Genomic DNA, 26,319 nt, shown 5'->3' with positions numbered 1-26,319 from the left:
AGCGGTATCGTTTGGCCGTATCGGCGTGAAAATTCGGCGGATTGCAAAATTTAGCGCAAAAAAGATAAATGAATTTTTAAAATTTAGCAGATTACAAATTTTGTATGATTTAATGCAAATTTTGAAGCGGCAGTATTTTGCGATGATTTTTTGTGGCTTTGAAGTTAAAATTTGACGAAGATAAGGCATGTAGCCTATCGAGTCAAATTTTAACGAAATCCGCAAAAAGCGCGCAAAAGACAACGCGCAAGACAAGAGAAAGAGAGAAAAATGAGAATACTAACAGGTTTGCAACCAAGCGGCAAACTACACCTAGGCAACTACTTCGCCTCGATCAAACAAATGGTTGAGGCGCAGGGGCAAAGCGAGATGTTTATGTTTATCGCAAACTACCATGCCATGACCTCGGTCGCCGACGCGGGGAAGCTAAAACAAAACACCTATGAGGCCGCAAGCGCGTTTTTGTCGCTGGGTATCGATCCGCAAAAGAGCGTATTTTGGGTGCAAAGCGACGTCAAAGAGGTTTTAGAGCTCTACTGGATACTGAGCCAATACACGCCTATGGGCCTGCTCGAGCGCGCGCACAGCTACAAGGACAAGGTCGCAAAGGGCTTAACCTCGCATCACGGGCTTTTTAGCTACCCGGTTTTGATGGCGGCCGATATCCTGCTATACGGCGCACAGATCGTGCCTGTGGGCAAGGATCAGATCCAGCACGTCGAGATCGCGCGCGACATCGCGATCAAATTTAACAACGAGCACGGCGAAATCTTCGTCCTGCCGGAGTACAAAGTCGATGAAAACGTCGCTACGGTGCCAGGCACAGACGGCGCGAAAATGAGCAAAAGCTACGGCAACACGATAGATATTTTCGCCGGCGCAAAAGAGCTAAAAAAGCAAATTTCAAGCATCGTGACGACCTCGGAGCCGCTTGAAGCGCCTAAGCAGTGGCAAAACTGCAACGTCTATAATATCGCTAAATTATTCCTAGACGAGGATGGACAAAAAGTACTGCAAGAGCGTTACGAGCGAGGCGGCGAAGGGCACGGACACTTTAAGATGTATCTAAACGAGCTGGTTTGGGACTATTTTGCGGACGCGAGAGGCAAATTTGATTATTATCTAAATCACGCGGGCGAAGTGGATGAAATTTTAAACGAAGGCGCGAAAAAAGCGCAAGCCGTCGCAGCGCCGATAATGGAAAAAATACGCGCCGTAACAGGTATATACAAATAAATTTTAAAGGAAAAAAATGCAAGCAATCTACCCTTACGCGCAGCTTATTCACCTAATCTGCGCTATCATTTTCGTCGGATTTTTATTTTTCGACGTGATTATTTTTTCAAGAGCTAAGGCCAAACTACCCGCAGAAATAGCGCAAAAAGCGCAGCAAGCCATCTCAAGCGTCGCGATAAAGATCATGCCGCTTTGCGTGTTGCTTTTGGTGCTAACGGGCGGCATGATGATGAGTAGCTGGGTCGGCTCAAAAGCTGGCGGATATTTTGAGTCAAATTTACAAATCGTCTTTATGATAAAGGTTATCTTGGCGCTGCTGATATTTGCGGCCGTAGCGACCAATCTCACGTGTAAATTTATACTAAAACGCCCTAGCCCGCTAGGCAACATTCATCCGTTTGCGTTTACGGCGGCGGCGATCATTGTGATATTTGCTAAAGTTATGTTTATGGTGTAAAGGATAAAAATGATAAATCTAAAACTACTCGACACGCGCTACGACGAGTTCGTAAAAAAATTGCAAGGAAAAAACGTAAAGCCCGAGGTTTTAAACGAGCTTTTGACGACGTTTAACGAGCTAAAAGCCAAACGCCAAGCATTAGAAAATTTCCAAGCGATCCAAAACGCTAAGAGCAAGGAGCTAGGCATAAAGGCTAGAAACGGCGAGAACACGGACGAGCTAAAAAACGAGCTAAATTTAAACAAAACGGCGATGGGCGACGCCGCCGATATCGTGCGCGCATACGAGGAAAAACTAGAAAACATCGCAAGCTGCGTGCCAAATATCACCGACGACGACGTGCCGTTTGGCGCCGATGAGGATGGCAACATCTGCGTAAAAACGGTACTAGAGCCGACTAAATTTGACTTCGTGCCCAAAGAGCACTACGAGCTTGGCGAGAGTCTTGGCTGGCTTGATTTCGAGCGCGGAGTTAAGCTTTCAGGCTCGCGCTTTTGCGTGCTAAAGGGCATGGGAGCGCGCCTATCAAGAGCCCTAGTTAACTACATGATCGACTTTAACAACGCGCGCGGCTTCGAGCTGGTTAACGTGCCGTTTTTGGTTAGCTCAAATACACTCTACGGTACTGGACAGCTGCCTAAATTTGAGGAAGATCTCTATAAAGTGCGCGACGAGGATTTGTATTTGATACCAACTAGCGAAGTACCGGTGACTAATCTTTATAACGATGAAATTTTGCCCATAGAGAGCTTGCCGATAAAGATGACTTGCTACTCGGCGTGCTTCCGCAAAGAAGCGGGCTCCGCCGGACGCGACACGCGCGGCATGATACGCCAACATCAGTTTGAAAAAGTCGAGCTCGTAGCTATCACGACTCCAGAACAAAGCGCGGCGATGCTAGATGAGATGGTGGCGTGCGCCAGCGACTTGCTAACGAGCCTTGGGCTGCCGCACCGTCACATGCTGCTTTGCAGCGGAGATCTGGGCTTTAGCGCGGCAAAGACGATAGACCTAGAGGTCTGGCTACCGGGGCAAAACAAATACCGCGAGATAAGCTCGGTATCAAATACCCGCGACTTCCAAGCTCGCAGAGCTAAAATCCGCTACAAAGACGGCAAGAAAAACGCTCTGGTAAACACCCTAAACGGCTCGAGCCTAGCCGTAGGCAGGACGCTAATAGCGATAATGGAAAACTACCAAAAAGCAGACGGCAGCATCGAGATCCCCGAAGTTCTTAAAAGGTATATGTAGTGGCGCAAAACGACGACGAAAACGTAGTAATCCTTGAAGATATAGACGAAGAGCAAAGTCCCGAGACAAGCTCCTTAGGCGAACCGGATAATAGCCAAGAAGAAGGCTTAGTCTCGCTTGACGAGCTAGAACCCGTCGTCCAAGAAGAGCCGCCGCAAGAGGCGCAAGAAGAGACTAAAAAAAGCAAGAAAAAGCTTTTTATCATCGGCGGGGCTGCAGGTGCGCTCGTCACCATCATAGCCGTAGTTTTGTTTTTCGTTTTTAGAGGCGAAAAAAAGCCGCCCATAGACGAAAAACAGATCGTAAAAGATATCGAGGAGCGCTACGAGTCGCAAAAATTCGGTAGCTCAAAGATCGACGACATGATCGCTAAGGCAAATTTACTCTACGAAAAGGGCAATAAATTCGAAGCGTTGAAAATATACGAAAATATCGCCGTCTACAACCAAAGCCTCTCAAACTACAATCTTGGCGTCTCGCAGATGAGGCAAGGTAAATTCGAAGACGCGCTAGAAAGCTTTAAAAAAGCGATCGCAAACGACGAAAACGTCGCCGTTAGCGCCATAAACGCCGCGGTTAGCTCGCTAGAACTAAAAAACGAGCAAAATTTTAACTATTATATAAATCTCGCTAATTCGTTTTTGTATAAGGAGGCAGACTCTCCGCTATACAACTACTACTACGCGCTAATAAACTACTATAAAGGCCAGTACGTCGAGGCTCTAGCGGCTCTCTCGCACGCCGAAAACGGCTACTATAAAGACCGCTACGACTACCTCTCGGCTAAAATTTTAAGCTTTATCGGCGACGATGCCGAAGCGATAAAAAAACTAGAAGCGCAAAAGGAATTTGACGCAGATCTGGCGCTGGGTATGCTTTATGCAAGACTCGGGCAATACGAAAAAGCTAGAAATAAGCTAAATTTAGCGCTGAGCAAGGGCGGCGACTCAAATAAAATCAACTCAATGATAGCCATCATAAACCTAAAAGACGGCAAATTTGAAGCCGCGACAAACGAAATAAAGGCCGTATTTCACGAGGATCCGCTGTTTTTAAATGCGAATTTCCCGATCAAAACGATACTAAAACCCGAGCTTTTTGATGTAAATTTAGCTCAAGCGCACTTTAGAAACGACCTGTTTTTCGATAAAACCAAACGCTACGAGACGCTGTTTTACTTCGCGCCTTACAAGGTATTTGACCCAAACCAAACGATAAACTACATAAGAAAAGGCGGAGTGAGCCTGTTTTTGGACGACGCAAGCGCGGCGGGCAACTACCTAAACGCTAGCGGCGCGCTCTCAAAGGTAAATTTAGAGCTCTCATCAGCCATCGCAAACACCCTAAACTACAAGCTAAAGCAGGCCAACGCGCAGTTTGCCTCGCTCATCTCGCTCTATCCCGAGCACTCGGTTTTACACTACGACCTAGCGCTTAGCTACGCCCAGCTTGGCAACTTTAGCATGGCGGCAAAGCACTTTATCATGAGCTACCATCTAGACCCGACGAACCACCTATCAGGCGTATTAGGCGCTATCGCAAACGATATAAATGCAGTGGATAACGCTAAACTACTACAAGAAATTTCAGAAAATCTCGACCACGACTCTAGCTCAAAAGACGCGCCCGTTAGCCAGGCTCTGATGGCGCTCATAGCAAATAATAGCGGCGCTTTAATGCGCTGGCTAGAAGAAGAAAAGGAAGAGACCGCGCTAAATTTAGCCTTTGACTCGATAATCGCAAAGATGACCGACAAAGGCGAGGAGTTTGCTAAAAAGACGCAAATTTTAAAGACCAAGCTGCCTGATGATATCGTAGCCAATATCCTTGATTTTATCGCAAACTACAAGGATGAAGGCATCAAAAAATACGTCGAGCAGATTCAAATTTACTTCCACGACAAACGGCTAAACGACGCGGCGTTTTATCACGGCGCAAACATCATCAAAGAGCAATACATCAAGCTTTTGCAAATCTCGGGCCTACTAAACTACGAACGCCAGAAGTTAAAAGCGCTACTAAAACAAGACGCTAATAACGCCGACTTGCTCCAGACGCTAGCTTATATCGATATTTTTACGAACGATTTTGAAGAGAGCTATCAGATCTACAACCGCATAATCGACGAGTTTAAGATAAACGACGCGGGCACGCTGTTTTTAGCAGCCGTGGCCGCCATCGGCTCAAACCACCCACAAAACGCAACCGCGCTATTAGAGCTATCTAAGCTTACAGATCCAAATGCGACGGAAAGCCGCGCGGCGCTTGGATATCTGTATCAAGAGATCGATAATATCGAAGCTGCGACGATACAATACGGGCTAATAAAAGATCCGAATTTTAAAAGTAAATTCGTTGATTTTATGATTGATTACGAGAAGTTGAAAAAGTAGTTTTATGCGGGCGATACGGCGATAAATTCGTCTCAAATTCGCCCGAATAATTTTTATAGATTAATAGCGCCGAAGCAAAACGACTTTTTCAAATTTGACGAGAAGCAAAAACAACTCGCCTCGTCAAATTTGATCGCCCCGCTGGCTTTGCGCTATGGCTCGCGGCTTTAGATCGCCGCAAATTTACAACAGCACGGCGCTAAGCCGCGCTAAAGTCAAATTTTACTTATCCTCAAGCACTTTTTCGCGCCACTTCGAGCTTGATTTTTTATCCATCGCCATATCTTTAGACATCTCGGCAGCGGCCTCAAAGTTTTTCTGCACGCCTTCGCTATTATTTTGATATTTAACGGCGTTTGAACGCTGTATGCCGATACTCTCGGCCTCGCTAGCCGCATCGATATTCGCGCCCAAAAATATAAATTCCCAGTCGTATTTTTCCTGCTTATCGCTTATCATCTTTTTGATCTGCGCCTTTGAGTACTCTTTACTCGAGTTTTCTTGCCCGTCGGTGATGATCACGAAAAGCACGGCTCTATTTTTAGCGTAGATATCCTCGACTTTTGAGATTTTATTTATCGTTTCGCCGACTGCATCTAGCAGCGCGGTATTGCCGCTAGCGACATAGTCTTTTGCGGTTAGCTTCTCAACCTTTTTGATATCTACCCTATCGTGCAACGTCCTAAAATGCGTATCAAAAAGCACCGTAGTTACCTTTGCGTCAACGCCCGCTTCTTTTTGCTTGTCGATCATGGAGTTAAAGCCGCCGATCGTATCGCTCTCAAGCCCACTCATGGAGCCTGATTTATCTAGGATTAGCACCATTTCAAGCTGCTTTGGCGCAGATTTTTGCGGCGCTTCCTCGCTTTTAGCAAACGCAAACACCCCGATAATCATCAACAAAAACGCGATTTTTTTCATATTCTCTCCTTTGAAAATTTGGCCAGATTATAGCAAATTTTAACGGCGCAGCGGTAAATGTGAGGGATTTAAATTTGCGCGCCGAGCAAAATCCGCCCGAAATCAAAGCTGGATTTTACCCGCCGCAAAACGGAAGCGGTTTGATATAAAATTTATCGCAGTCGGTTCGGACGGCTAAATTTTGGCTTTAAATCAAAATCCCAAATTTAGTTCGGGGTAATTTTGCTACGAGCCAATCGCCCAGGTTACGCTTAAATTTATGAGCAAATTTAAAGGCTAAATTTACGAATTTAATGCCCGAATTTAGCCCTAAATTCGCCGTACCGCCCCCGTAAAAACGACTGATTTTTACTTCGAGGCGCTAATTTTAACGTAGCTATTTAGCGCGCCCACGTACGCTTTAGCGCTCGCCGTCATTGTGTCAATATCAAGACCGTGTCCGATGACGGTTTTGCCGTCAAATTCGACCTTTACTACGACGTTTGCCAGCGCATCTTTGCCTTGCGAAACGGCGTTTACCTTATAGTCTTTTAGTACGCCGTTTATGCCGCTTAGACGGTCGATTACCTTAAATATCGCGTCCGCCGTACCGTTGCCAAGCGCCGCGTCGCTTTTGATCTCGTCTGCGTGGCGAAGCGTGATGGCAGCGCTACTTAGGCCTTTGTTGCAGCTGCTTTGCGTTAGCGTCAAAAACTCGAAAACTTCGGGGATCTTGATGATCTCGCTAGTTACCAGCGCGCGCAAATCGTCGTCAAAGATCTCTTTTTTCTTATCCGCTAGCGCCTTAAATTTCTCAAACGCCTCGTTTAGCGCGCTATCTTCTAGCTCAAAACCAAGGCTAATTAGCTTATCTTTAAAGGCGTGGCGACCCGAGTGTTTGCCTAGTATCAGCGAGTTTTTATCCAGTCCGACGCTCTCGGCGCTGATGATTTCGTAGGTTTCTTTGTGTTTTAGCACGCCGTCTTGGTGGATGCCGCTTTCGTGAGCAAAGGCGTTTTTGCCGACGATGGCCTTATTAGGCTGAGGCTCGATGCCGATGATACCCGCTAGCAGGCGCGAGCTAGGATAAATTTCTTTATAAACTATATCCGTGTAAAGCGGCGCAAATACGTCGCTGCGCGTCTTTATCGCCATCACGATCTCTTCAAGCGCGGCATTTCCCGCACGCTCGCCGATACCGTTTAGCGTACACTCGACCTGTCTGGCGCCCGCTTTTATCGCGGCTAGCGAGTTTGCAGTAGCTAGGCCTAAGTCGTTGTGATTATGCACGGAGACGACCGCGCGACCGTTTATAAATTTAACCATTTCTCCTATGCGAGCGGTAATCTCCTCTGGATATAGATACCCCACGGTGTCTGGGATGTTGATCGTCTTTGCTCCGGCATTTATAGCGGCGTCGCAAATTTCTTTTAAAAAGCTCATCTCGCTCCTGCATGCGTCCTCGCAGCTAAACTCGACGTCCTCGCAGAATGTCTTAGCGTATTCCACGGCTCGCACGGCACGCCTAATCACTTCATCTGGAGACATTTTTAGCTTAAACTCCATATGGATCGGGCTTGTAGCGATAAAGGTGTGGATGCGCCTATTTTTTGCCGGAGCGATAGCCTCTCCCGCAGCCTTTATATCGCCGTCTACGGCGCGAGCAAGCGAACAGATAGAGGCATTTGAGGCCTGCTTAGCGATCTGATGTATCGCGTCAAAATCGCCCCTGCTAGCCGCGGCAAAACCGACCTCCATGACGTCTACGTTTAGGCGCTCTAGCTGGCGCGCGATACGGATTTTCTCCTCGGTATTCATCGATGCGCCGGGGCTTTGCTCGCCGTCGCGAAGCGTAGTGTCAAATATTATAATTTTATTTTCGTTCATTTCTTATCCTTTTTTATAGTTTTAGTTTGTGCGGTTAAATTTGATTATTATGGTATAAAAGAGTCGCTGCCTAACGCAGCAGCAGAAGTAGGGAGAAAAATGCGTTAAATTTGACGTTGCCGTTCATTCGCTCTCCTTTTGAATTTTTTTGTTTTTAAATCTCATAAAAACGTATCTGATTATACCGTAAGAAACATAAACGCTCATTAAAGTCGTAACAGCTTCTATAGGGCAAACGTAAATAGCCGAAAACGCAACTGTAAGTCCGACTAAGATGCGCAAAAAATCAGCTCTTTTGAGATCTACTTTTTTAAAGCTCGGGTAGCGGATATTGCTCACCATCAAGACCGAAAGCAAAATTTGCAAAAACATCAAAAACCACTCGGCGCTTCTTGTAAAGTCGTATTCTAAGCTTAGCCCGACCCAAAATGCCGAAACGATCGCGGCCGTAGGTATCGGAAGGCCGATAAAAACGGACGGCTCGTAGGTGCCGGTCATTACGTTAAACCGTGCAAGTCTAATAGCGCCAAAAACCACGAACAGCGCGGCTACTAGCGAACCCAAACGCCCGAAGCTATGCCCGACCGTAAAATAAAAAAGCATCGCCGGCGCAACGCCGAAAGCTATGACGTCTGCAAGACTATCAAACTCTACGCCAAATTTTGACGTAGTTTTAGTTAGTCTCGCTACGCGTCCGTCAAGTCCGTCCAAAAATAGCGATAAAACTATGTAAATAATAGCTTTGAAAAAATAGCCGTTAGCTTCATCGTCCAGCCCTGCGCTAGCCGCGATATAGCCGCGCACGGAAGCGATAATGCTGATAATACCCAAAAAAGCCGAAGCAGCCGTGAATAAATTTGGCAAAATGTACATTAACTGAAGTTTATGCTGATTGTCTTGCATCTTTTTCCTCATAGCTAAAAAACCCTAAAATGCCCGCACTCGCGACATTTTCGCCTACGCTGACGCTTATTTGAGCATTTGCGGGTAGTATCAAAATCACCTCGCCGCTACTTAAAAAGCCAAATCTCCTGCCCGCTTTTAGTCGGCTAAAATTTTCAAAAGAAATGCCTTTGCTAAGAGGCCCTGCGATGACACGGATCGCAAATTTATTATTTGAGTTTTTACAGACAAACAAGGCTCGCTCGTTTAAATTTTTAGAAGCTTCCATAGCATTACACAAAAACAGACCATGCCTTTGTTTGGCCTCTAAAAGCTCCATATCGCAAGGAGCTCTGAGCGCACCCGCGTCAAATACGCCCTTACGGATAGTTATGGCTACGCACTGCGTGTCAAAATAGTAAATTTTATCTATGCTTTCTATCTTGCCGTCGACCGGGCTAAGCACGGCGTATGCATCGTCGCTGCCTAGAGCTCGCTCCGGGTTTCTAAACCAAAATATGCAAAGCGCAAACAGCGCGAAAAATAAAATTTGACATACGCCCAAAACCAGCGCAAGCAAAAGCAAAAGCCCTAAAACAAAAACGTATTTGTAGCCCTGTTTTGCGATTAGCCCGACGTTTTGCATATCTTTACGCTTGTTCCTCTTTGTCTTCTAAATTTACGAGCCTACTAGGTAGACCGCGCTCTTTTTCGTAGTTTGCGATGATCTCTCTAACTTTCGCGCCCTCGATGGTTTCCTCTTCGTAAAGCGCCTCAACCATCTTTTCTATCGCATCGCCGTAGGTTCTTAGCGTCTCAAGCACGTGTTTATAGCGCTCATCAAGCGTGGTTTTGATAAATTCGTCCACTTTTTCCGCAGTTTTGTCGCTATAGTCCCTATCGGCCTGACCTCCCGAGAGGAAGGTACTGCGGCGCTTTTCAAGCACCATAAGTCCGGCAATATCGCTCATACCGTATATCGAGATCATCGAGCGAAGTATATCGGTAGCGCGCTCTAGGTCGTTACCCGCACCGGTTGAAATCTCTTTTATAAAGACCTCTTCCGCCGCACGTCCGGCTAGAAGCACGTCCACTTCGGCCATTAGCTCATGACGCTGCATCATAAATTTATTCTCTTCAGGAGTGTGGAGCGTGTAGCCCAGCGCCGCAAGTCCGCGCGGTATGATTGACACCTTAGTGACTCTGTTTGCGCCCTTGGTGGTTTCGGCTATGAGCGCGTGCCCGCTCTCGTGATAGGCCACGATGCGCTTTTCTTTCGGATTTATGCGGCGAGATTTTTTCTCAAGACCAGCGATCGCTCGCTCGACGGCCTCGAGTAAATCAGACTGTTCGACCTTGCCTTTTTCTTTTCTGCCCGCTAGTAGCGCGGCTTCGTTTATGATGTTTGCCAGATCCGCTCCCGCAAGGCCCGCCGTCATGCGCGCGATATCCTCGATACTGACGCTATGATCTAGCTTGATATCTTTCATATGCACGCGTAAAATTTCGATCCTGCCTTTAAAATCAGGCTTATCGACGAGCACCTGCCTGTCAAATCTACCCGGCCTTAAAAGCGCTGCGTCAAGCACCTCGGGACGATTCGTCGCGGCAAGTACGATAACGGGCGATGCATCCGAGTTAAAGCCGTCCATCTCGGCCAAAAGCTGGTTTAGCGTCTGCTCGCGCTCGTCGTTTCCGCCGATCATGCCGCTAGCTGCGCGGCTCTTGCCGATGGCGTCGATCTCGTCTATAAAGACGATCGCCGGAGCTTCTTTTTTTGCGTTTTCAAAAAGATCCCTCACGCGGCTAGCGCCCACGCCGACGAACATCTCTATAAAGCTCGATCCCGAAACCGAGAAAAACGGCACGTCCGCTTCGCCTGCGACAGCCTTTGCAAGTAAAGTTTTACCAGTGCCGGGAGGTCCAACTAAAAGCACGCCTTTTGGGATCTTGGCGCCTAAATTTATATATCTATCCGGATGCTTTAGAAAATCCACGATTTCCTTGACTTCCTCTTTAGCTTCCTGAACGCCCGCTACGTCGGTAAATTTGACCTTCGGCTTTTCCGAGTTTACGAGCTTTTTAGAGCTTCCCATCCCAAGGATACCGCCGCCCATATTTCGCTGCATACGGCTAGCCAAAAACATCCAAATTCCAAAGAAAATAAAAATAGGAAGTATCCACGAAAAGAGCATTTCGGTAAACCAGTTCGTCTCGCTATACGCTCCGTAAGGGATCTTTTGCTCCTCTAAAAGAGGAACTAAAGTAGAGTCGCCCACCCTCTTTGCCGTATAGACCGCACCGCCGTTATCAACGGCTTTTATCGAGGTTTCAGAGATGCCGACCTTTGCGACTTGCTTATTTTTTATCATCTCTTTTATATCAGAATACGATAAATTTTTAGCAGTTACCGCGCTTTGTCCGGTTATCGGCATACCGTCTACGTCGCCGTTTAACCCCTTAAACACCAGCACGACGACTACTGCGAAAATCGCGAAAATCATAATCGGATTTTTATTAAAAAAGCCGTTTCCGCCGTTATTTAAATTTTTATCATCGTTCTTTCTGTTATCCATTATGTTCCTTAAATTATTTTACGCTTTTTGAAATACGAAGCTTTTCCACTCGTTTTTGGTTTGACTTTCTATCAGTTTGAGTGACGAAAAAGCCTCTAAAATTCGCGTTTCGTATTTATCTAAAACGCCTGCCAAAACGAGATATGAGCCCTCTTTTAGCAAATTTGTTAAATCGTTTTTTAGCATTAGTATCACGTCGGCGATAATGTTTGCGACGACGACGTCGTATTTTTTATCCAAATTCGCCACCGAACCGGTCCAAATTTGATTAAATTTAACCCCGTTTAGCTCGGCGTTTTTCTGCGAGCTTTGCACGGCCTGCTCATCCGTATCGCAGGCATCCGTGACGCAGCCTAGTTTTGCTAGAGCGATGCTTAGTATCCCGCTTCCGCAGCCCACATCAAGCGCGCTCATGCCGTTTGCGGCATATTTTTGCAGATACTCTATGCAAGCGCTCGTGCTCTCGTGGTGACCCGAGCCAAAGGCAAGTGCGGGATCGATGATGATGTTTTCAAACCCGTCTTTAGACTCTTCCCAGCTTGGGTGGATGTAAAATTTACCGATCTCTATCGGTCTTACGTTTTTTTTGTATTCGTCTAGCCAGTCTTTATTTTCTTTTTGACTTTTTGTTATCTTAAATTCGATCTCGCGGCCGAGCGCGTCTTGTAGAGATTTTGCGTATTCTTTCAGGCCAAATTCCACTTCATCTAGCTCGTCTTCGTCTCGGACGATAAACCCGCCGGCAGTCTCCTGCGTGCAAGTAACGCCCAAAGAAAAAACGAGATCTTCGAAAAGCTCGCGAAGCTCCTGCGAGCAAAGAACTTCAAGCTCGTAAAATTTATCTTTCAAATTTACGCTCTTTTAGCCCAAAACGTCTTCAAGTTTTTCTTTTAAAACTTGCGGCGTAAACGGCTTTACGATGTAGTTATTGACGCCTGCTTTTAGCGCGGTGATGACCTCGGCTTTACCGCCCTCGGTCGTTACCATGATGATAGGCATATCGACGTATTTTGCCTCGGCGCGGACCTTTTTTACGAGCTCAAGGCCGTTCATTTCAGGCATGTTCCAGTCGGTGATAAGCACGTTTATATCGCTGTGCTGGCTCAAAATTTGCCACGCTTCGACTCCGTGCTCGGCCTCTAAAATTTCTTGATGTCCGAGCCTTTGTAGGGTGTTTTTTATAATTCTTCTCATAGTAGAGCTGTCGTCGACTACTAGTATTTTCACAATCGCATCCTTTTTTAAAAAATGTCCAATTCTAGCAAATTTTATATTTAAATTTACTTTAAAAATTTATCGGCCCAGTTTAAAGGCCTCTTTTAGATCGAGCGTCCCCTCGTAGTACGCCTTGCCCACGATCGCTCCGTAAACGTCTCCCGCGCGCATTAACGCCTCGATATCCTCCATATCTTTTACGCCGCCGCTTGCGATCGTATTTATACCGCTTGCCTTTGCGATTTGCGAGGTAAACTCAACGTTTACGCCGCTCAGGGTGCCGTCTTTTGAGATGTCGGTGCAGATTATCGCTTCGACTCCGGCTCCGGCAAATTTGCGCGCTAGCTCGGTCGCCCTCATCTGCGACACCTCCGCCCAGCCCTGCACGGCGACGAAGCCGTCTTTGGCGTCTATACCGACGGCGACGCGGTATTTTTGCGCCATTTCTTTAGTAAAATTTGGATCCTTTAGCGCCGTAGAGCCTAAGATAACGCGCGTTATACCGCTATCAAGGTAGCTTTTGATGCGCGCTTCATCGCGTATCCCGCCGCCGATTTGGATTTGCAAATTTGCGGCTTTTGCGATCTTTTCTACGGTTTTTAGATTTACCGCTTCACCCGCAAACGCCCCGTCAAGATCGACGACATGAAGCCACTTTGCGCCCATATCTTCAAACCTTTTGGCTAGCTCCCACGGCGCGTCCGAGTAGATTTTGGCGCTACTCATTTCGCCTTTTAAAAGCCGAACCGCCTTGCCCTCTTTTAAATCTATCGCAGGGAAAATTTCCATCACATCTCTCCGAAATTTCGTAAAATTTTTAGCCCCGTCTCATAGCTCTTTTCAGGGTGCGGCTGAAAACCGAAAATATTATCTTTACACACCGCGCTTACGAATTTATAGCCGTATTCGCTAAAGCCCAGCGCCGCATCGTCCTCGCAAACTACGTGATAAGAGTGCACGAAATACAAGTACTCGCTAGCCGCTAAATCTTTATTTATCGGCGTTTGCTTGGTAAAATTTATGGTATTCCACCCCGTGTGCGGCACTTTTAGCGGCATATCAAATTTAGACGGGTCAAATTTAACCACTCGCCCTTTTACGAGCCCAAGCCCCTCGTTTAGGCCAAACTCCTCGCTTTGCTCAAAAAGCAGCTGCATACCAAGGCAAATGCCTAAAAACGGCTTTCCGCCGGCCGCGGCTTCTTTTATCGCGAGGATAAAATCTCTATCTTTTAGCTTTTGCATCGCTTCGCCAAAAGCCCCGACGCCGGGCAAGATTATCTTGTCAAATTTACTCAGTTCCTCGCCGCGAACAGCCAGCCGCGCCTTTAAATTTAAACTCTCAAACGCGTTTAACACGCTTCTTAAATTTCCCGCGTCGTAGTCGATGATTCCGATCAATGCGTGCTCCTTTGCTTGGTAGCAAAAAGATAAACGCTAAGCGCGATCATCAGCATCGCGACGCCGCCGATCAGATAGATCGCGTTTATGATGTGATCGGGCGCCGTGATGGCAAATTTAAACACGAGCATCAGAGCCTCGATCGCAAGCGCGATGATGATCGAGCCGATAAAACGCACCATCGTCTTGTTTTCGCCATTATCGCTATGTTTTCCTTTTCCGAGCACTTCTTCTTCAAATATCGCTTTAACCAGATCAAAGATCGCAAGCGCAAGCGTCAGCACGATCGTTGTCTCAAACATCTCCTCAACATTGATGTGCATAAAATCCTTGGACAAAAATCTCTTCACCCCATCCGCAAAAAGAAATGCCGCCACCATAAAAAGCGCGACCGAAAACGCGGCGTAAACGACCTTGAGAAATTTGCCGAAGTAGCTCTCTAGCTTGCCGTGAGAGACGATGGCTAGGATATTTTCTAGCGAAACGTCGATACACGCTACGAATTTTAGCTCTCCCTTATCGTCATATATCGGAGTGGACGCCGTCACGCACAGCTCGCCCGTGAGCGAGGACGGGTACGGGTCGCTTAGCACGCAGCGCTTCTCGCGCACCGCGGTGTAATAATAAGACTTATTGCTGCAGTTTTCGCCGCCGCCGGCTTTGTATTTTTCGTTTAGGCTCACGGCGTCGCCTATTTGCACGCCGTTTGCGTCAAGTACGTAAAACGCGTCAAAGCCCTCTATCTCGTGCGCCATTTTATCAAAGCCGCTTTTTATCGACTCGGCGTTTACCCCCGGCAGCCTGTTTGGCAAATTTTTACTAAAAAGATAGCATATATAGGCTCTAGCCTTGTATCTTAACTCCGAAAACCTCTGTATATCTTGCAGCGTCAAATTTATTCCTTATTTAGCGCGTGATTAAACTCCGGCACGATCTCTTTGAGCGCCGCCGCGACGTCGTCCGCTTGCGTTAAATTTTTAATTTGCTCGTTTAGTTTGGCTAGGTCGTATTCGCCCGAGTGCGTCACGAAAATAGACTGAAACTCGGTTTTTACGTCGTCTTTGTTTATTAAAAGCTCCTCGTAAAGCTTCTCTCCAGGGCGAAGGCCCACAAATTCGACGCCAAGGTGCTCTTTGTTTGATAAAATTAGCATCTTTTTAGCTAGATCGGCGATCTTTATCGGCTCGCCCATATCAAGCACGAAGAGCTCGCCGCCCTTTGCGATCGAGGCAGCCTGAAGCACGAGCTGACAGGCCTCGGAAACCAGCATAAAATACCTCGTGATATCAGGATGCGTGACGGTTAGCGGTTTATTATTTTCGATTTGCTCTTTAAATTTCGGTATTACGCTGCCGCTTGAGCCTAGAACGTTACCGAAGCGCACCGCGACGATCTCGGTTTTAGCCGGCAAATTCGAGTTTAGCGCGTAAAGTTCGCACACGCGTTTAGTCGCGCCCATGATATTCGTCGGGCGCACGGCCTTATCGGATGAGATCATCACGACCTTGCTAACGCCGTATTCGATAGATAAATCGATCAAAATTTTAGTGCCGATTATGTTATTTACGACCGCGGCTTTAGGGTTTGCTTCGCAAAGCGGCACGTGCTTATAAGCTGCGGCGTGGATCGCGATCTGCGGTTTAAACTCCTCAAACACCGCGCGCAAGTCGGCTTCGTTTACGATATTTATCATCTTGCTCACGGTTTTGTCGCTGTGAGTTATCTCGCCGATTTTGTAGAGATTAAACTCGCTGTGATCGATCATTATTAGCTTGCTAACGCCAAATTTAAGGCACTGCTTGCAAATTTCGCTACCGATACTGCCACCGGCTCCCGTGACCAAAACGACCTTACCGCCTAAAAATTTCTCCACCGCGCTGCTATCTAGGTCTTTTGGCTTTCTAGCTAGCAGATCCTCGATCGAGATATCTTTGATCGCGTCCTTGCCGGTGCCAAACATCGAGAAAATCTTGATATCGCGGATGCCGTAAGCCGTAAGCTCGTCAAAAAGCTCGGCTAGCTCGTCTTGACCGAGCGCTAGCGCGATGATGGCGGTTTTTACGTTGTACTCTTTGATCAAATTTGCGATTTCGCTCTTTGGCTGCACTAAAAATCCGTCGCAGTAAGTGCCGACCAGATCGCTCCTGCCGTCTACTACGCCTACCGCATATAGATCGATATAGCCCTGCCTAAGTCCCTTTAAAACATGCAGCGCCTTTGACGTAGCGCCGATAACGACGCATGGCTCACCCGTGTGCGGCTTTTTAGAAAAGTCTAAAAACATACGCTTGGCGATCCTTAAATTTCCGATTAGCAGGCACGAGATGATAAAGTCTATAAAAACCACGCTTCGAGGAAACGGATTAAAAACTGCAGGCATCGCAAAATAAACGATCCAAAAGCAGACGATCGAGCAAAGATGAACGAGGAAAATTTTCCTCGCTTCGTTTAGTCCGAAAAATCTCCACGGCACCTTATAAATTTTAAAAAGCCACATGAAAAATAGCTTTAAAACCACCATCGTAGCGCAGCCCGCGACCAGTCCGCCTCTAAAATAATCAGGCAGCACGCCGCTAAATCTAAGCAAATACGCCAGATAAAACGACGCGACGAATATCGCGACGTCAAAACCCAGGAAAAACGCAAGCCGCTTTAGCTTCGTCGCCTTAAACATTTATAAATTTTCCTTTACGATTTTTACTACTCGCGCAAACTCCTCGTCCTGCATCGCCGTACCACTAGGCAGGCAGATACCGCGCGCAAACATATCCTCGCTAGTGCCGTCCGTAAACGCTAGCGCCCCCTCAAACACCGGCTGCATATGCATCGGCTTCCAAAGCGGACGGCTTTCTATATTTTCCTTCGCAAGCGCCTCTATCGCGCGTAGATGCGCGCCTTTTTCTTTAAACAGCGCGGTCGTTAGCCAGCGGTTGCCGCGGGAATTTAGGGTTTCAGGCATAAACTCAAGCTCAGGAAGCTCTTTTTTGTACTTTTCAAAAATTTCGCGTTTTTTTATCACGCGCTGCTCGAGCACCTCCATCTGCGCCGTTCCTATCGCGCCTAGGACGTTGCTTAGGCGGTAGTTGTAGCCGTAGTCTTTATGCTCGTAGTGCAAAAACGGCTCTCTAGCTTGGGTGCTATAAAATCTCGCCTTCTCGACGAGCTCTTTTTCGCCAACTAGCATGCCGCCGCCGCTTGTGGTGATGATTTTGTTACCGTTAAAGCTATATGCGCCCAGCCGTCCGAACGTGCCCAGCGCTTTGCCATTCAAAAATCCGCCCAGCGCCTCGGCCGCATCTTCGACGACGGCGATATTTTCCCGCTCGCAGATCTCGCAGATCTCTTTCATCTTTGCCGCCTGACCGTAGAGGTGCGTGACGACGAGCGCTTTTGGCTTTTTAGGCGAATTTGCGATCGCCTTTTTTAGTAGCTCGGGGCTTAGATTCCAGCTTTCGTCGCTATCGACAAAAACAGGCGTAGCGCCTTGATAAAGTATCGGGCTAACGGATGCCATAAAGGTAAACGTAGAGGCTAGCACTGCGTCACCCGCGCCGATACCTAGCACCCTTAGCGCCAAGTGGATCGCCGACGTGCCGGAATTTAGCGCCAAAGCATCGGGCGCACCAGCGTAGCTTGAGACGCTCGCTTCAAATTTATTCACGTATTCGCCAAGCGGCGCGATGTAGTTGCTCTTAAAAACCTCGTTTATGTACTCTTGCTCTTTGCCGCTCATGTGCGGCGGACTTAGGAAAATTCTTTGCATTATTATTCCTTAAAGAAATTTACGCATTGTAGCACTTAAAATCTAAATATTTTTATAAAAACTCGTTTAAAGTCGCTTTTAGAGCGTAGAAAATGGGGATTTTGTTAAATTTTGCGTCAAAAATGTATTTTAAAACGTCAAATTTGATGCGGCTAGAGACAGGGCCAACTTTTATCTATTTTCTAGTTTGCGGCGATTTTTGTCGTTGCGAGCGCAAATTTGACGAGAGCTATTTTGGCTCTCAAATTTAGCTCAAATTTCGCCTAACTTTAGCGGGATTGCCGTAGGCGACGCTACCGTCTGCGATATCTCGTACCACGACGCTACCCGCTCCGATGATGCAGTTTGCGCCGATTTTTATGCATTGGATGACGCAAGCGCCGATACCCACGTGCGTATTTGCGCCCACGATTACGCCGCCTGCTAACGCCGCGTTTGGGCTAACGTGGGCAAAATCGCCGATCTCGCAGTCATGCTCTATGATCGCGCCAGTGTTTATTATCGCACCCTCGCCTACTCTAGCGCGCGCGTTTATGACGGCGTGCGGCATTACGACCGCGCCCTCGCCTATTCGCGCGCTAGCGCTTACTACCGCGCTTGGATGGATCAAATTTACTACGCCAAAGCCCGCGTTTTTTACTCTTTCTTGCAGGATGCGTCTGATTTTATTATCTCCGATAGCCACGATCACGTCCGCCTTTTCTAAGTTCGGATCAAATTTGAGCACGTTTTTGCCGTCAAATTTAGCATCGTCCAAAAACACGACCTCGCCGTATCCGCACGCTCTTGCTACGTCCGCGACGACGGCTCCGTGTCCGCTAGAGCCGTAAACGTAAATTTTAGTTGTGGCCATTAAATTTCTCCGTCGTGGCCATGCCTTCTTTGCTCACGCCGCTTCGTTTTAGCACCTTTTGCACCGTTAAAATCGCGATTTTAACGTCCAGCGCAAAGCTAAGCTCGCGGACGTATCTAGCGTCAAATTTAAACTTCTCCGCCCAGCTGATCGCGTTGCGGCCGTTTACCTGCGCTAGCCCCGTGATGCCGGGTCTCACGTCGTGGCGGGTCGCTTGCTCGGCGTCGTAAAGAGGCAGATACTCGACCAAAAGCGGACGCGGTCCGATGAAGCTCATATCGCCTTTTAGCACGTTAAAAAGCTGAGGAAGCTCATCAAGGCTGAGGCTCCTAATAGTCTTGCCGATGCCGCCTAGTCGCATCTCGTCGGGCAACAGCTCGCCATCCGCGCCGCGCTCGTCGCTCATAGTTTTAAATTTGTAAATTTTAAAAATTTTAGCGTGCAAGCCCGGGCGCGCCTGCGTAAAAATGACGTCACGGCTAACCTTAAAATAGATCAAAACCGCGACGACCGCCATAATCGGCAGCATCAAAACTATGAGAAAAATCGCGCCGCAAATATCCAGTAATCTCTTAAAAAACGCCCTATACATCGATAAATTTCCTATAAATTTCTATATATTTCCTAGCAACCGCTCGCTCGTCAAACTCGCGCAGGACAAGCTCCCGCCCGTTTCGCCCCATCTGGCGGGCCAAATTTTCATCGTTTAGTAAAATTTCTATCTTTGCGGCTAGATCGGCCGAGTTTTTCGCCTCGCAAAGCAAGCCGTTAAAACCGTTTGTCACGGCCTCGTTACAGCCGGCTACGTCGCTAGCCACGACCGGCCTACCCATACTCATCGCCTCTAAAACCGTGCGCGGAAAGCCCTCTTTGTAGCTTGGAAGCGCGAGTAGATAGCTAGCCTTTAAAAGCTCGGGCACGTCGTCTCTAGCACCCAGATACCGCACGGCTCCGCCTTTTAAAAACTTTGCGTCGGCCGTGCTTTTGTTGCCCTCAAACCCTTCGCCCGCAAAGACGAACGCACAGTCCTCGCGCACGCGCAAAAGCTCGGCCGCTTCATAAAACTCGCGCACGCCCTTGTGCCACATCGCGCGTGCTATCATCAGCACGATTTTTTTGCCGCGCAGATCTTCACCCAAATTTGCGGCCGGCACGCTGTTTTCGTCAAATTTGATCGTATCCACGCCCACGCTTTTTATCTTAAAAATTTTCTCCTCGGCTATCAGCCCGCGGCTTAAAAAATACGCCGGATCGGCCTCGTTTACGAACACGCAGCCGTCGCTCATCTTTAGCGCTTTTTTATAAAGCGTCTCGATCGCGGCGCGCACCAGACGGGTTTTTAAGTCGTTATCGATATAAAAGCTGCCCAGCCCCTCGACTAAATTTATCACACGCTTTATGCCCGCTTTTTTGGCCGCAAAGGTGCCAAATACGTTTGACTTATGCGCCGAGGTTTGCAGTAGGTCTAAGCTTAGCCCGCGTAAAATCTCGGCTAGCTTTTTTGAGTTTTCAAGCACGGTTAGAGGATTTAGGCTCGCGCGGTCAAGCTCGTATGTCACGCAGTTAAACTCGCTTTTTAGCCTATCCGTATACTCGCCCTGCGGAGCGATAGCAAAAACCTCGTGCCCGAGCCGCTTTAGCTCGCGCATTATCGGAGCGCGGAAAAAGTAAATGCTCATATCGGCGTGAGATAAAAATCCAAATTTTGCCATGCTATGCCGCCTTTTCTGACTTTTTCGCCGATATTCGCTCAAGGTGGCTCGCCGAGTCGCGACGATAATTTGTATCGTCGCTTAATCGGCTCATATCGGCGTGAGATAAAAATCCAAATTTTGCCATTTAAAAAACCTCTATCGCAAATTTAGTGGACGCCGGCGCCTTGATCAAATTTGCCGCCCTCATCTTAGCAGCCTATAAATTTTAACCGCGCCGTTTAAAACGACCGGCTCAAATAGCTCTTTGTCGTAGTTTTCGAGCACGAAAAGCTGTATGTAGGCCGAGTTTAGCACCGCTTCGTCAAGCACCAAAAACCGCCTGTAATCCTTCATAAAAATGAGATAAATTTTACCGTCCGCGTTCATCTCGTGCTTTTTTACGACTAGCTTGTCTTTCTCGTCGTAACTTGTTTCAAAGTACGTATTTACGGACATTTCGCGCTCGCCGATATAGACTTTAGACGCGTCGCCCGATACGCTAAAACCTCCGCCGATATTTATCGTATCCTCGTCTATGGAGTAAGGCTTGCCCGGATAAAATATCGCCCCGTACTCCTCGCCGCTGTTTAGATCAAGGTTTGAAAAGCGCAAAACGGTGCTAAAAATATCAAGCATGGAGTCCGGTAAATAATAGTAAATCTCGCGCGTTTTTTGCGGCGGGCGAAAATTCTTGTCGTTTAGCGAATATAAAAACGAATTTACGTTAGTCGCGTTATAGTCCTTCATCATCTGCGCCAAATTTAGCCCGAATTTCTCACTAAAATTTCGCTCGGTGTACTCGACCTCTAGACGCGCCATATTTGCCGACATGCGTTGATTAGCCGCTAGCGCGAAGCTAACCGCGAAGTTATCCCTGCCCAGGTGCTTGCCGCCGTCGATGAGGGTCTTGACGTCTGCATAGTAGCGGATCGGATAACCGTAGTCCCACCACGCCAGCACGTAGTCCTCGCGCCCTGCTATTTTGCGTAGTTTATCTAGGCTCTCCACTTCGCTTTTGGCAAAGACCGTGCCGACCTTATAGACGTAAATGTGCTCAAGACACGGCATCAAAGAAAGTGCGGCAATACAAAAGACGCAAATTTTTTCTAAAAGCGAGTGTTTTTTGAGCGAGTTTAAGCCAGAAACCATAAAAAAAGCCGCCCCGCAAACGAGCGCCGCCGCCGCAAGCGTAGCTAGATATACGCCAGAACTCGCCTCGCCGACAAAATTTGGAGCAAAAAGGGGAGATTTGCCGTGCAAGAGGCTGTAGTATTTATCAAAATATAAAAAGAAAAACGCAAGAAGCGCCGCAACGCAAACGGCGCAAAATTTATCTAAAATTTTATCTTTTTTGAAAAAATCCACGCAAAGGACGGCAAAATAACCAAACCCTATCGCCATAATCGGCACGGAGTAAATGGTAAATCTAAGCCCGCCTTTTAGCGCTAAAAATCCGAGCGCAAGCATTGGAAGCGCAAGCAAAAAGGAGCGAAATTTAAAACACAGCGCGGCAACTCCGACCAGCGACAAGGCAAATGTCGCGATATGCCCGCTGATACGCTTAGCAAAGGCGTTTATCGAGTTAAATTCAAATGAAAAATTATCCATTTCCATTATCGTTTTATTTACGTTGTAAAAATGAAAAACCGGCTCGCTACTCTCCGAAACTCCGCGAAATACGTAAAATTTAAGCTGAAATAAAATTTGATTTAGCCCGCCGCTAAAACCCAAAAGCGCGACGGCTAAAGCAAGACAAGCCGCGACAAAGCGCTTATCCCAGATCTGCGGACGAAATCTCATCGCTAGATAAAGCGCGACTGCAAGCGCGCTTTTAGCGTAAAAATCGATATAGGTAAGCGCTACTATCATCAAAATAACGGCCTCGTAATTTAGCGCGTTTTTCCTATCAAAAATCAAAGTATAGAGCAAAAATGCGCCCAGCATCGCAAAATTTAGCGAATACGAGCTAGGATACCACCAGTCGTTTATAAGGATAAAAATCGGGATAAAAATGAGGTCGTTTACGTTTTTTTTCTGCACGAGGCGTATCATCGCCCAGACGCTAAACGCAGGCAGCACGATCGTGAGCATATCGGTGTCGTAGTAGCCCGCCATCGTGCGATTGTAGTAGCTGTTTGCGATGCTAGCTAGCAGCGCCGCCGCAAAGCCCGCGCCGGACATCTCGTACTCTTTGGCTATCAAAATCACGGGAATAACGATAAGCGAGCTAAAAAACACGCTCATATAAAGTAAAATGCTCTCGAAGCTAAAAGGTAAAATTTGATACAAAAAATACGTAAGCGTCGGCATCGAACGGCCGTAGTAGCTAAGGTCGTTTGGCTGATGAAAGCCCGCTATCATATCGCGCGCGCCCTCGGCAAAGGCGTAGCCGTCGTTTGTGCTAATCATGAGCTGATCGTTCCAGAAAAAGTGCTGGTATTCGCCCGCCCAGTACACCCAGTATAGCCTGCAAACCACGCTAAAAATAAACGCCGCAAGTATCAAAAAGCAAGTTTGCTTTGAAAATTTAAATTTGCCTGGGAATTCTAAAATTTTACTCGCCATTTTCACCTTCTAAATATCCTATGAGCTGCGCCGCGACGGCGTTTTTATCAAATTTTACTACGCGGCTGTACGCTCTTTTTTCATAATCTCGCCTTAAATTTTCATCCTCAAGCGCTCGCCTCATCGCAGTCTCCATCGCTTTTTCGTCGTCAACGGGCGTTAAAATGCCGTACTCATCGTCGCCCAGAAGCTCCCTAGCGCCGCTTTTGTGATCGGTGGAGATGATAAATCTCTCGCAAGCAAGCGCCTCTAAAAGCACGTTTGAAAAGCCCTCAAACCGCGAAGCGCAGACGAAACACTGCGCGTTTTTGATAAATTTAAACGGATTTTTATCCGTGCCTAGCAGCTTTACGCGCGAGCTTACGCCAAGCTCGTCGATCAAATTTTGAAGCTCGCCTTGCAAAGGCCCCTTGCCAAGTATCCCAAGCGTCGCGCGCTCGTCGTTTAAATTTGCGATTATTTTTACTAACATCGCTTGATTTTTACCGCTATCAAGCCGTCCGATGTTTAGAAAAAACGGCTTAAATTTATCCTCTAGCGGCTCATCGGCGAGAGTTTTTATCGCCGCTAAATCGACCGCGTTATATAGCACCTTAGTTTTTGCGGCGTCGCAGCCGAAATTTCGCACGAGATCATCGGCGTTTCCCTGCGCGTTAGCTAGGATAAGATCAGCCCTAGGATAAAGCGCCTTAACCAAAATTCTATTAACAAACCCGCTAAGACCGCTTTTATAGATGACCGACGGACAGCTGCGCTCGCTTATCACCATGCGTCCTTTTACTCCGGCGATCCTTGCTAAAAGCGCGATATAACAAGGCCGGTTCATTAAGACAAAATGCAGGTCGATAGCCAAATCGTCGCAAAGTTTTTTATAATTTAAGGCTAGAAACGGAAACAAAAGCCCCAAACGAAATAGCTTTTTTACGCCGCTTTCGTATGGATCCGAGCGCTCGAGGAAGTGAATTTTTACCGCGCTTGGTATCTCGTAGGCTACGACCTCGCTCATTAAAACGAGATGAACTTCGTATTTTTCGCACAGAGCCGGGAGCAAATTTGAAACCACGCGCTCCGCGCCGCCAGGCCCCATCGAGTAGAGAAAAACGGCTAATTTTTTCATTCGCCGTGCGTTTTTTTGTAGATCCAAACGCGAATTTTAGTTAAAAACAAAATCATGGACTTTGGAAACGGGCTTAAAATCAGCATCGCAAGCGCTTCTTTGGTAAATTTAAATTTGAGGCTTTTAAAAAGATATTCGTACATTTTTTTGTATTCGCCGCCAAATTTCGCATAGTACGCCGCCATTTTATATAGGATCGCGATGTGAGCGTCGTTTATGCAAAATTTCGGCTCGGCCGAATTTGCCCCGTTTGCGCTAGCTTGAGCATTTTTCTCGGCGATCTTTTGCAAAATAAGCTCCGCAGTCATCGCGTAGCCTTTCATTATGCAAAGCGGGCGTTTAAACGAGTTTATCGTGACGCTGTCGCTGCGGTGAAAGCGGTAAATACGCACTGCATCATTCAGATAGTAAGCAGGAAGGTCAAAAAGATATATCCAAAGCGTATTTTCGCTACCGTAAAGCCCCTTTTCAAAGCGCCTCTGGCCGATGGCGTCGCGACGAAACATTATCAAAAACTCGCCCGTTATCTTGCCGTCGTAGTAGTCCTGCGGCGAAATTTCCCCGCTTTTACTCAGTCCAAATCCCGAAAATTTCGTCGTCGGCTCACCGTCAATCTCAAAATAACAGTTCGCCCAAACGCTAGCATACCCTTGCTCTAGTACGATCGCCATCTTGCTTATGGCGCCTTCTATCAGCAAGTCATCGTCGTCTAGTATCACGAAAGCATCGCCGCTAGCGTGATCAAAGCCGTTGTTTTTATTGCCGTTTGGGCCGCGGTCGTAAGTTTGATTTAAGACGTATTTTACGTTGTCAAATTTAGCGACGTAACTTTGCGCAAGCTCGCGCGTGCCGTCGTTTGAGTTATCGTCGCTGATTATGATTTCTTTATTTTCGTAGTCTTGAGCCAGCGCGCTTTTTAGGGCGGCTTCAAAAAGCTCTTTGCGGTTGTAGGTCGGGATTATTATGCTTACTTTTAGCATTTTAGTTCTTTATATTTTGCGTGATAAAATCCATCCATTTTTGATAAATTTGATCGGTTTTAAAGGCGTTTTTGCGCTCGTTGGCGTTTTTTACCAGCTCTTGTCTAAGCTCCTCGTCGCGCATCAAGAGTTCGATTTTACTTCCGAGCGCTTTTACGTCGTCTATCGGCACTAAAAATCCGTCCTTGCCGTCCTCGATAAGCTCTTTTGCGCCGCTTGTAGCAGTCGCCACCCTAGCGCAGTTAAAAAATACGCTCTCGATTAAAACGTTTGGCAAGCCTTCGGTTTTAGAGCTTGAGACTAAAATTTTAGATCTTTCGTAAAGCGAAGCAACATCGCTCGTTTGCCCGATAAATTCGGCATTTAGATGCAGTTGCTCGTGCGCGATGAGCTCTAGTCTTTGCCTCTCTTCGCCAGCGCCCGCTATCACGATTTTCCAGTCTTTTAAAAGCTCTTTATCGACTAAACTCATAGCCTTTAAAAATACGTCGCAGCCCTTAAGCGAGATGAGACGACCGACGAAAAGGATGATATTTTCCTTCGGCAAGCCCTGTTTTTTGGCTTCAAACATAGGATTATACATCACGGTTTTATTTTTTACGAAGCTATAGTACTCGTAGTCCTCTTTCGTAAGTACCGTGAGTCCGCTAGCTAGCGGATAGAGTATACGGCGCAAAAACAGCCAGCCGCGCCCTTTGAAAAAATCGGCGCTTGAGTGCTCGCTGATAAAAAGCGGCTTACCGATAAATAAATTCGACAAAATCACGTTGATATTGGTGCTATCCATCGAGGAGATAACGACGTCAAACCCGCCGTTTTTGATCAAATTTCGCTGATAAAAAAACTTTTTCACGCGCCTTATTAAATTTGCAAAAAAGCCTTTTTTCACCATCGGGAAAGGCAGATCGATCAGCTTTATCCTCTCGTCTAGCTCGTAAAACGGCGGTTTGGTGTCAAATTTTAAAAGCGTTACGTCATGAAATTTCGCAAAATAGCTCGCTAGCAAGCTCATCACGCGCTCGGCGCCGCCTGCTTGCAGGGTCGAAATTATAAATAAAACTTTCATTCTCTCTCCAAATTTTAATCGATGCGCGAAAATTTAATAAATCTTCAAAATTATTGATTTTATAAATTTTGAGCTTTATAA

The 26,319-nt window shown here is 47.1% G+C and carries 23 protein-coding genes; 4 read left to right on the top strand and 19 right to left on the bottom strand.

From position 1 onward, the window contains the following. The first annotated feature begins 270 nt into the window (after positions 1-270). The 4 genes from trpS to Q0218_RS04330 are packed head-to-tail and all read left to right on the top strand — an operon-like array spanning position 271 to position 5,340. Complete coding sequence (gene trpS, locus Q0218_RS04345) at positions 271-1,236, top strand: tryptophan--tRNA ligase (protein WP_297966635.1); 966 nt, start codon at positions 271-273, stop codon at positions 1,234-1,236. Between the two features lie 16 nt (positions 1,237-1,252). Next, the gene (locus Q0218_RS04340; protein ID WP_002951747.1) at positions 1,253-1,693 is read left to right on the top strand and encodes a hypothetical protein; all 441 of its coding nucleotides are present in this window, start codon (positions 1,253-1,255) and stop codon (positions 1,691-1,693) included. A gap of 9 nt (positions 1,694-1,702) precedes the next feature. Beyond that, positions 1,703-2,947 (top strand): serine--tRNA ligase, encoded by a 1,245-nt coding sequence (serS, locus tag Q0218_RS04335; protein ID WP_297966631.1) that lies wholly within the window; start codon positions 1,703-1,705, stop codon positions 2,945-2,947. Further along, positions 2,947-5,340 carry a tetratricopeptide repeat protein gene (locus Q0218_RS04330; RefSeq protein ID WP_297966628.1) on the top strand — a complete coding sequence of 798 codons (2,394 nt, stop codon included), beginning with the start codon at positions 2,947-2,949 and terminating at the stop codon, positions 5,338-5,340. The genes serS and Q0218_RS04330 overlap by 1 nt, the downstream gene beginning before the upstream one ends. 222 nt (positions 5,341-5,562) lie before the next feature. On the opposite strand, the gene Q0218_RS04325 is transcribed toward Q0218_RS04330, so the two are convergent. The 19 genes from Q0218_RS04325 to Q0218_RS04235 all read right to left on the bottom strand — a co-directional run bounded on the left by Q0218_RS04325 (position 5,563) and on the right by Q0218_RS04235 (position 26,238). Beyond that, positions 5,563-6,261: a vWA domain-containing protein gene (locus Q0218_RS04325; RefSeq protein ID WP_297966625.1), complete on the bottom strand. Its 699-nt coding sequence runs from the start codon at positions 6,259-6,261 to the stop codon at positions 5,563-5,565. A gap of 348 nt (positions 6,262-6,609) precedes the next feature. Further along, entirely contained in the window at positions 6,610-8,127 is a 1,518-nt protein-coding gene (locus tag Q0218_RS04320; RefSeq protein WP_297966621.1) for a 2-isopropylmalate synthase, read from the bottom strand. A gap of 123 nt (positions 8,128-8,250) precedes the next feature. Beyond that, positions 8,251-9,030: a CDP-diacylglycerol--serine O-phosphatidyltransferase gene (gene pssA, locus Q0218_RS04315; protein ID WP_297966618.1), complete on the bottom strand. Its 780-nt coding sequence runs from the start codon at positions 9,028-9,030 to the stop codon at positions 8,251-8,253. Then, positions 9,011-9,655, bottom strand: coding sequence for a phosphatidylserine decarboxylase (locus Q0218_RS04310; RefSeq protein WP_297966616.1), 645 nt, complete (start codon positions 9,653-9,655; stop codon positions 9,011-9,013). Before Q0218_RS04310 ends, pssA begins: the two co-directional genes overlap by 20 nt. A 4-nt stretch (positions 9,656-9,659) precedes the next feature. Continuing rightward, on the bottom strand, positions 9,660-11,585 hold the full coding sequence (ftsH, locus tag Q0218_RS04305; protein ID WP_297966613.1) for an ATP-dependent zinc metalloprotease FtsH: 1,926 nt from the start codon (positions 11,583-11,585) through the stop codon (positions 9,660-9,662). A gap of 18 nt (positions 11,586-11,603) precedes the next feature. Beyond that, positions 11,604-12,434: a 50S ribosomal protein L11 methyltransferase gene (locus Q0218_RS04300; RefSeq protein ID WP_297966611.1), complete on the bottom strand. Its 831-nt coding sequence runs from the start codon at positions 12,432-12,434 to the stop codon at positions 11,604-11,606. Between the two features lie 12 nt (positions 12,435-12,446). Beyond that, complete coding sequence (locus Q0218_RS04295) at positions 12,447-12,812, bottom strand: chemotaxis response regulator CheY (protein WP_297966609.1); 366 nt, start codon at positions 12,810-12,812, stop codon at positions 12,447-12,449. A 66-nt stretch (positions 12,813-12,878) separates the two neighbouring features. Continuing rightward, complete coding sequence (gene hisA / locus Q0218_RS04290; protein ID WP_297966671.1) at positions 12,879-13,589, bottom strand: 1-(5-phosphoribosyl)-5-[(5-phosphoribosylamino)methylideneamino]imidazole-4-carboxamide isomerase; 711 nt, start codon at positions 13,587-13,589, stop codon at positions 12,879-12,881. Further along, a complete protein-coding gene (gene hisH, locus Q0218_RS04285; RefSeq protein ID WP_297966607.1) occupies positions 13,589-14,200 on the bottom strand; it encodes an imidazole glycerol phosphate synthase subunit HisH in 612 nt (203 codons plus the stop codon). The genes hisA and hisH overlap by 1 nt, the downstream gene beginning before the upstream one ends. Continuing rightward, positions 14,197-15,093: a PDC sensor domain-containing protein gene (locus Q0218_RS04280; RefSeq protein ID WP_297966604.1), complete on the bottom strand. Its 897-nt coding sequence runs from the start codon at positions 15,091-15,093 to the stop codon at positions 14,197-14,199. Before Q0218_RS04280 ends, hisH begins: the two co-directional genes overlap by 4 nt. A gap of 2 nt (positions 15,094-15,095) precedes the next feature. After that, positions 15,096-16,874, bottom strand: a complete 1,779-nt coding sequence (gene pglF, locus Q0218_RS04275; protein ID WP_297966601.1) for a UDP-N-acetylglucosamine 4,6-dehydratase (configuration-retaining) — start codon at positions 16,872-16,874, stop codon at positions 15,096-15,098. Further along, a complete protein-coding gene (gene pglE, locus Q0218_RS04270) occupies positions 16,875-17,963 on the bottom strand; it encodes a UDP-N-acetylbacillosamine transaminase (RefSeq protein WP_297966598.1) in 1,089 nt (362 codons plus the stop codon). It lies immediately after the preceding gene. Positions 17,964-18,210: 247 nt separating this feature from the next. After that, positions 18,211-18,816 carry a UDP-N-acetylbacillosamine N-acetyltransferase gene (gene pglD, locus Q0218_RS04265; RefSeq protein WP_297966596.1) on the bottom strand — a complete coding sequence of 202 codons (606 nt, stop codon included), beginning with the start codon at positions 18,814-18,816 and terminating at the stop codon, positions 18,211-18,213. Continuing rightward, a complete protein-coding gene (gene pglC / locus Q0218_RS04260; protein ID WP_297966593.1) occupies positions 18,803-19,408 on the bottom strand; it encodes an undecaprenyl phosphate N,N'-diacetylbacillosamine 1-phosphate transferase in 606 nt (201 codons plus the stop codon). The genes pglD and pglC overlap by 14 nt, the downstream gene beginning before the upstream one ends. Beyond that, positions 19,401-20,528: a N,N'-diacetylbacillosaminyl-diphospho-undecaprenol alpha-1,3-N-acetylgalactosaminyltransferase gene (gene pglA / locus Q0218_RS04255; protein ID WP_297966589.1), complete on the bottom strand. Its 1,128-nt coding sequence runs from the start codon at positions 20,526-20,528 to the stop codon at positions 19,401-19,403. The genes pglC and pglA overlap by 8 nt, the downstream gene beginning before the upstream one ends. Positions 20,529-20,714: 186 nt before the next feature. Continuing rightward, positions 20,715-23,075, bottom strand: a complete 2,361-nt coding sequence (locus Q0218_RS04250; RefSeq protein WP_297966585.1) for an STT3 domain-containing protein — start codon at positions 23,073-23,075, stop codon at positions 20,715-20,717. After that, positions 23,065-24,192 carry a glycosyltransferase gene (locus tag Q0218_RS04245; protein ID WP_297966582.1) on the bottom strand — a complete coding sequence of 376 codons (1,128 nt, stop codon included), beginning with the start codon at positions 24,190-24,192 and terminating at the stop codon, positions 23,065-23,067. Before Q0218_RS04245 ends, Q0218_RS04250 begins: the two co-directional genes overlap by 11 nt. Next, the gene (locus Q0218_RS04240; protein ID WP_297966578.1) at positions 24,189-25,172 is read right to left on the bottom strand and encodes a glycosyltransferase family 2 protein; all 984 of its coding nucleotides are present in this window, start codon (positions 25,170-25,172) and stop codon (positions 24,189-24,191) included. The genes Q0218_RS04245 and Q0218_RS04240 overlap by 4 nt, the downstream gene beginning before the upstream one ends. Before the next feature lies 1 nt (position 25,173). Then, complete coding sequence (locus tag Q0218_RS04235; RefSeq protein WP_297966576.1) at positions 25,174-26,238, bottom strand: glycosyltransferase; 1,065 nt, start codon at positions 26,236-26,238, stop codon at positions 25,174-25,176. Positions 26,239-26,319 lie beyond the last annotated feature (81 nt).

The organism is uncultured Campylobacter sp., from assembly GCF_938039245.1.
GTDB lineage: Bacteria > Campylobacterota > Campylobacteria > Campylobacterales > Campylobacteraceae > Campylobacter_A.
The sequence above is the reverse complement of the archived record's forward strand: the minus strand, read 5'-3'. Positions and strand labels throughout refer to the sequence as shown.

Coding starts and splice junctions, on each gene's coding strand:
- trpS (WP_297966635.1), top strand. CDS start 271: ATGAGAATACTAACAGGTTTGCAACCAAGCGGCAAACTACACCTAGGC.
- Q0218_RS04340 (WP_002951747.1), top strand. CDS start 1,253: ATGCAAGCAATCTACCCTTACGCGCAGCTTATTCACCTAATCTGCGCT.
- serS (WP_297966631.1), top strand. CDS start 1,703: ATGATAAATCTAAAACTACTCGACACGCGCTACGACGAGTTCGTAAAA.
- Q0218_RS04325 (WP_297966625.1), bottom strand. CDS start 6,261: ATGAAAAAAATCGCGTTTTTGTTGATGATTATCGGGGTGTTTGCGTTT.
- Q0218_RS04320 (WP_297966621.1), bottom strand. CDS start 8,127: ATGAACGAAAATAAAATTATAATATTTGACACTACGCTTCGCGACGGC.
- pssA (WP_297966618.1), bottom strand. CDS start 9,030: ATGCAAGACAATCAGCATAAACTTCAGTTAATGTACATTTTGCCAAAT.
- Q0218_RS04310 (WP_297966616.1), bottom strand. CDS start 9,655: ATGCAAAACGTCGGGCTAATCGCAAAACAGGGCTACAAATACGTTTTT.
- ftsH (WP_297966613.1), bottom strand. CDS start 11,585: ATGGATAACAGAAAGAACGATGATAAAAATTTAAATAACGGCGGAAAC.
- hisA (WP_297966671.1), bottom strand. CDS start 13,589: ATGGAAATTTTCCCTGCGATAGATTTAAAAGAGGGCAAGGCGGTTCGG.
- pglF (WP_297966601.1), bottom strand. CDS start 16,874: ATGTTTAAGGCGACGAAGCTAAAGCGGCTTGCGTTTTTCCTGGGTTTT.
- pglE (WP_297966598.1), bottom strand. CDS start 17,963: ATGCAAAGAATTTTCCTAAGTCCGCCGCACATGAGCGGCAAAGAGCAA.
- pglD (WP_297966596.1), bottom strand. CDS start 18,816: ATGGCCACAACTAAAATTTACGTTTACGGCTCTAGCGGACACGGAGCC.
- pglC (WP_297966593.1), bottom strand. CDS start 19,408: ATGTATAGGGCGTTTTTTAAGAGATTACTGGATATTTGCGGCGCGATT.
- pglA (WP_297966589.1), bottom strand. CDS start 20,528: ATGGCAAAATTTGGATTTTTATCTCACGCCGATATGAGCATTTACTTT.
- Q0218_RS04250 (WP_297966585.1), bottom strand. CDS start 23,075: ATGGCGAGTAAAATTTTAGAATTCCCAGGCAAATTTAAATTTTCAAAG.
- Q0218_RS04245 (WP_297966582.1), bottom strand. CDS start 24,192: ATGAAAAAATTAGCCGTTTTTCTCTACTCGATGGGGCCTGGCGGCGCG.
- Q0218_RS04240 (WP_297966578.1), bottom strand. CDS start 25,172: ATGCTAAAAGTAAGCATAATAATCCCGACCTACAACCGCAAAGAGCTT.
- Q0218_RS04235 (WP_297966576.1), bottom strand. CDS start 26,238: ATGAAAGTTTTATTTATAATTTCGACCCTGCAAGCAGGCGGCGCCGAG.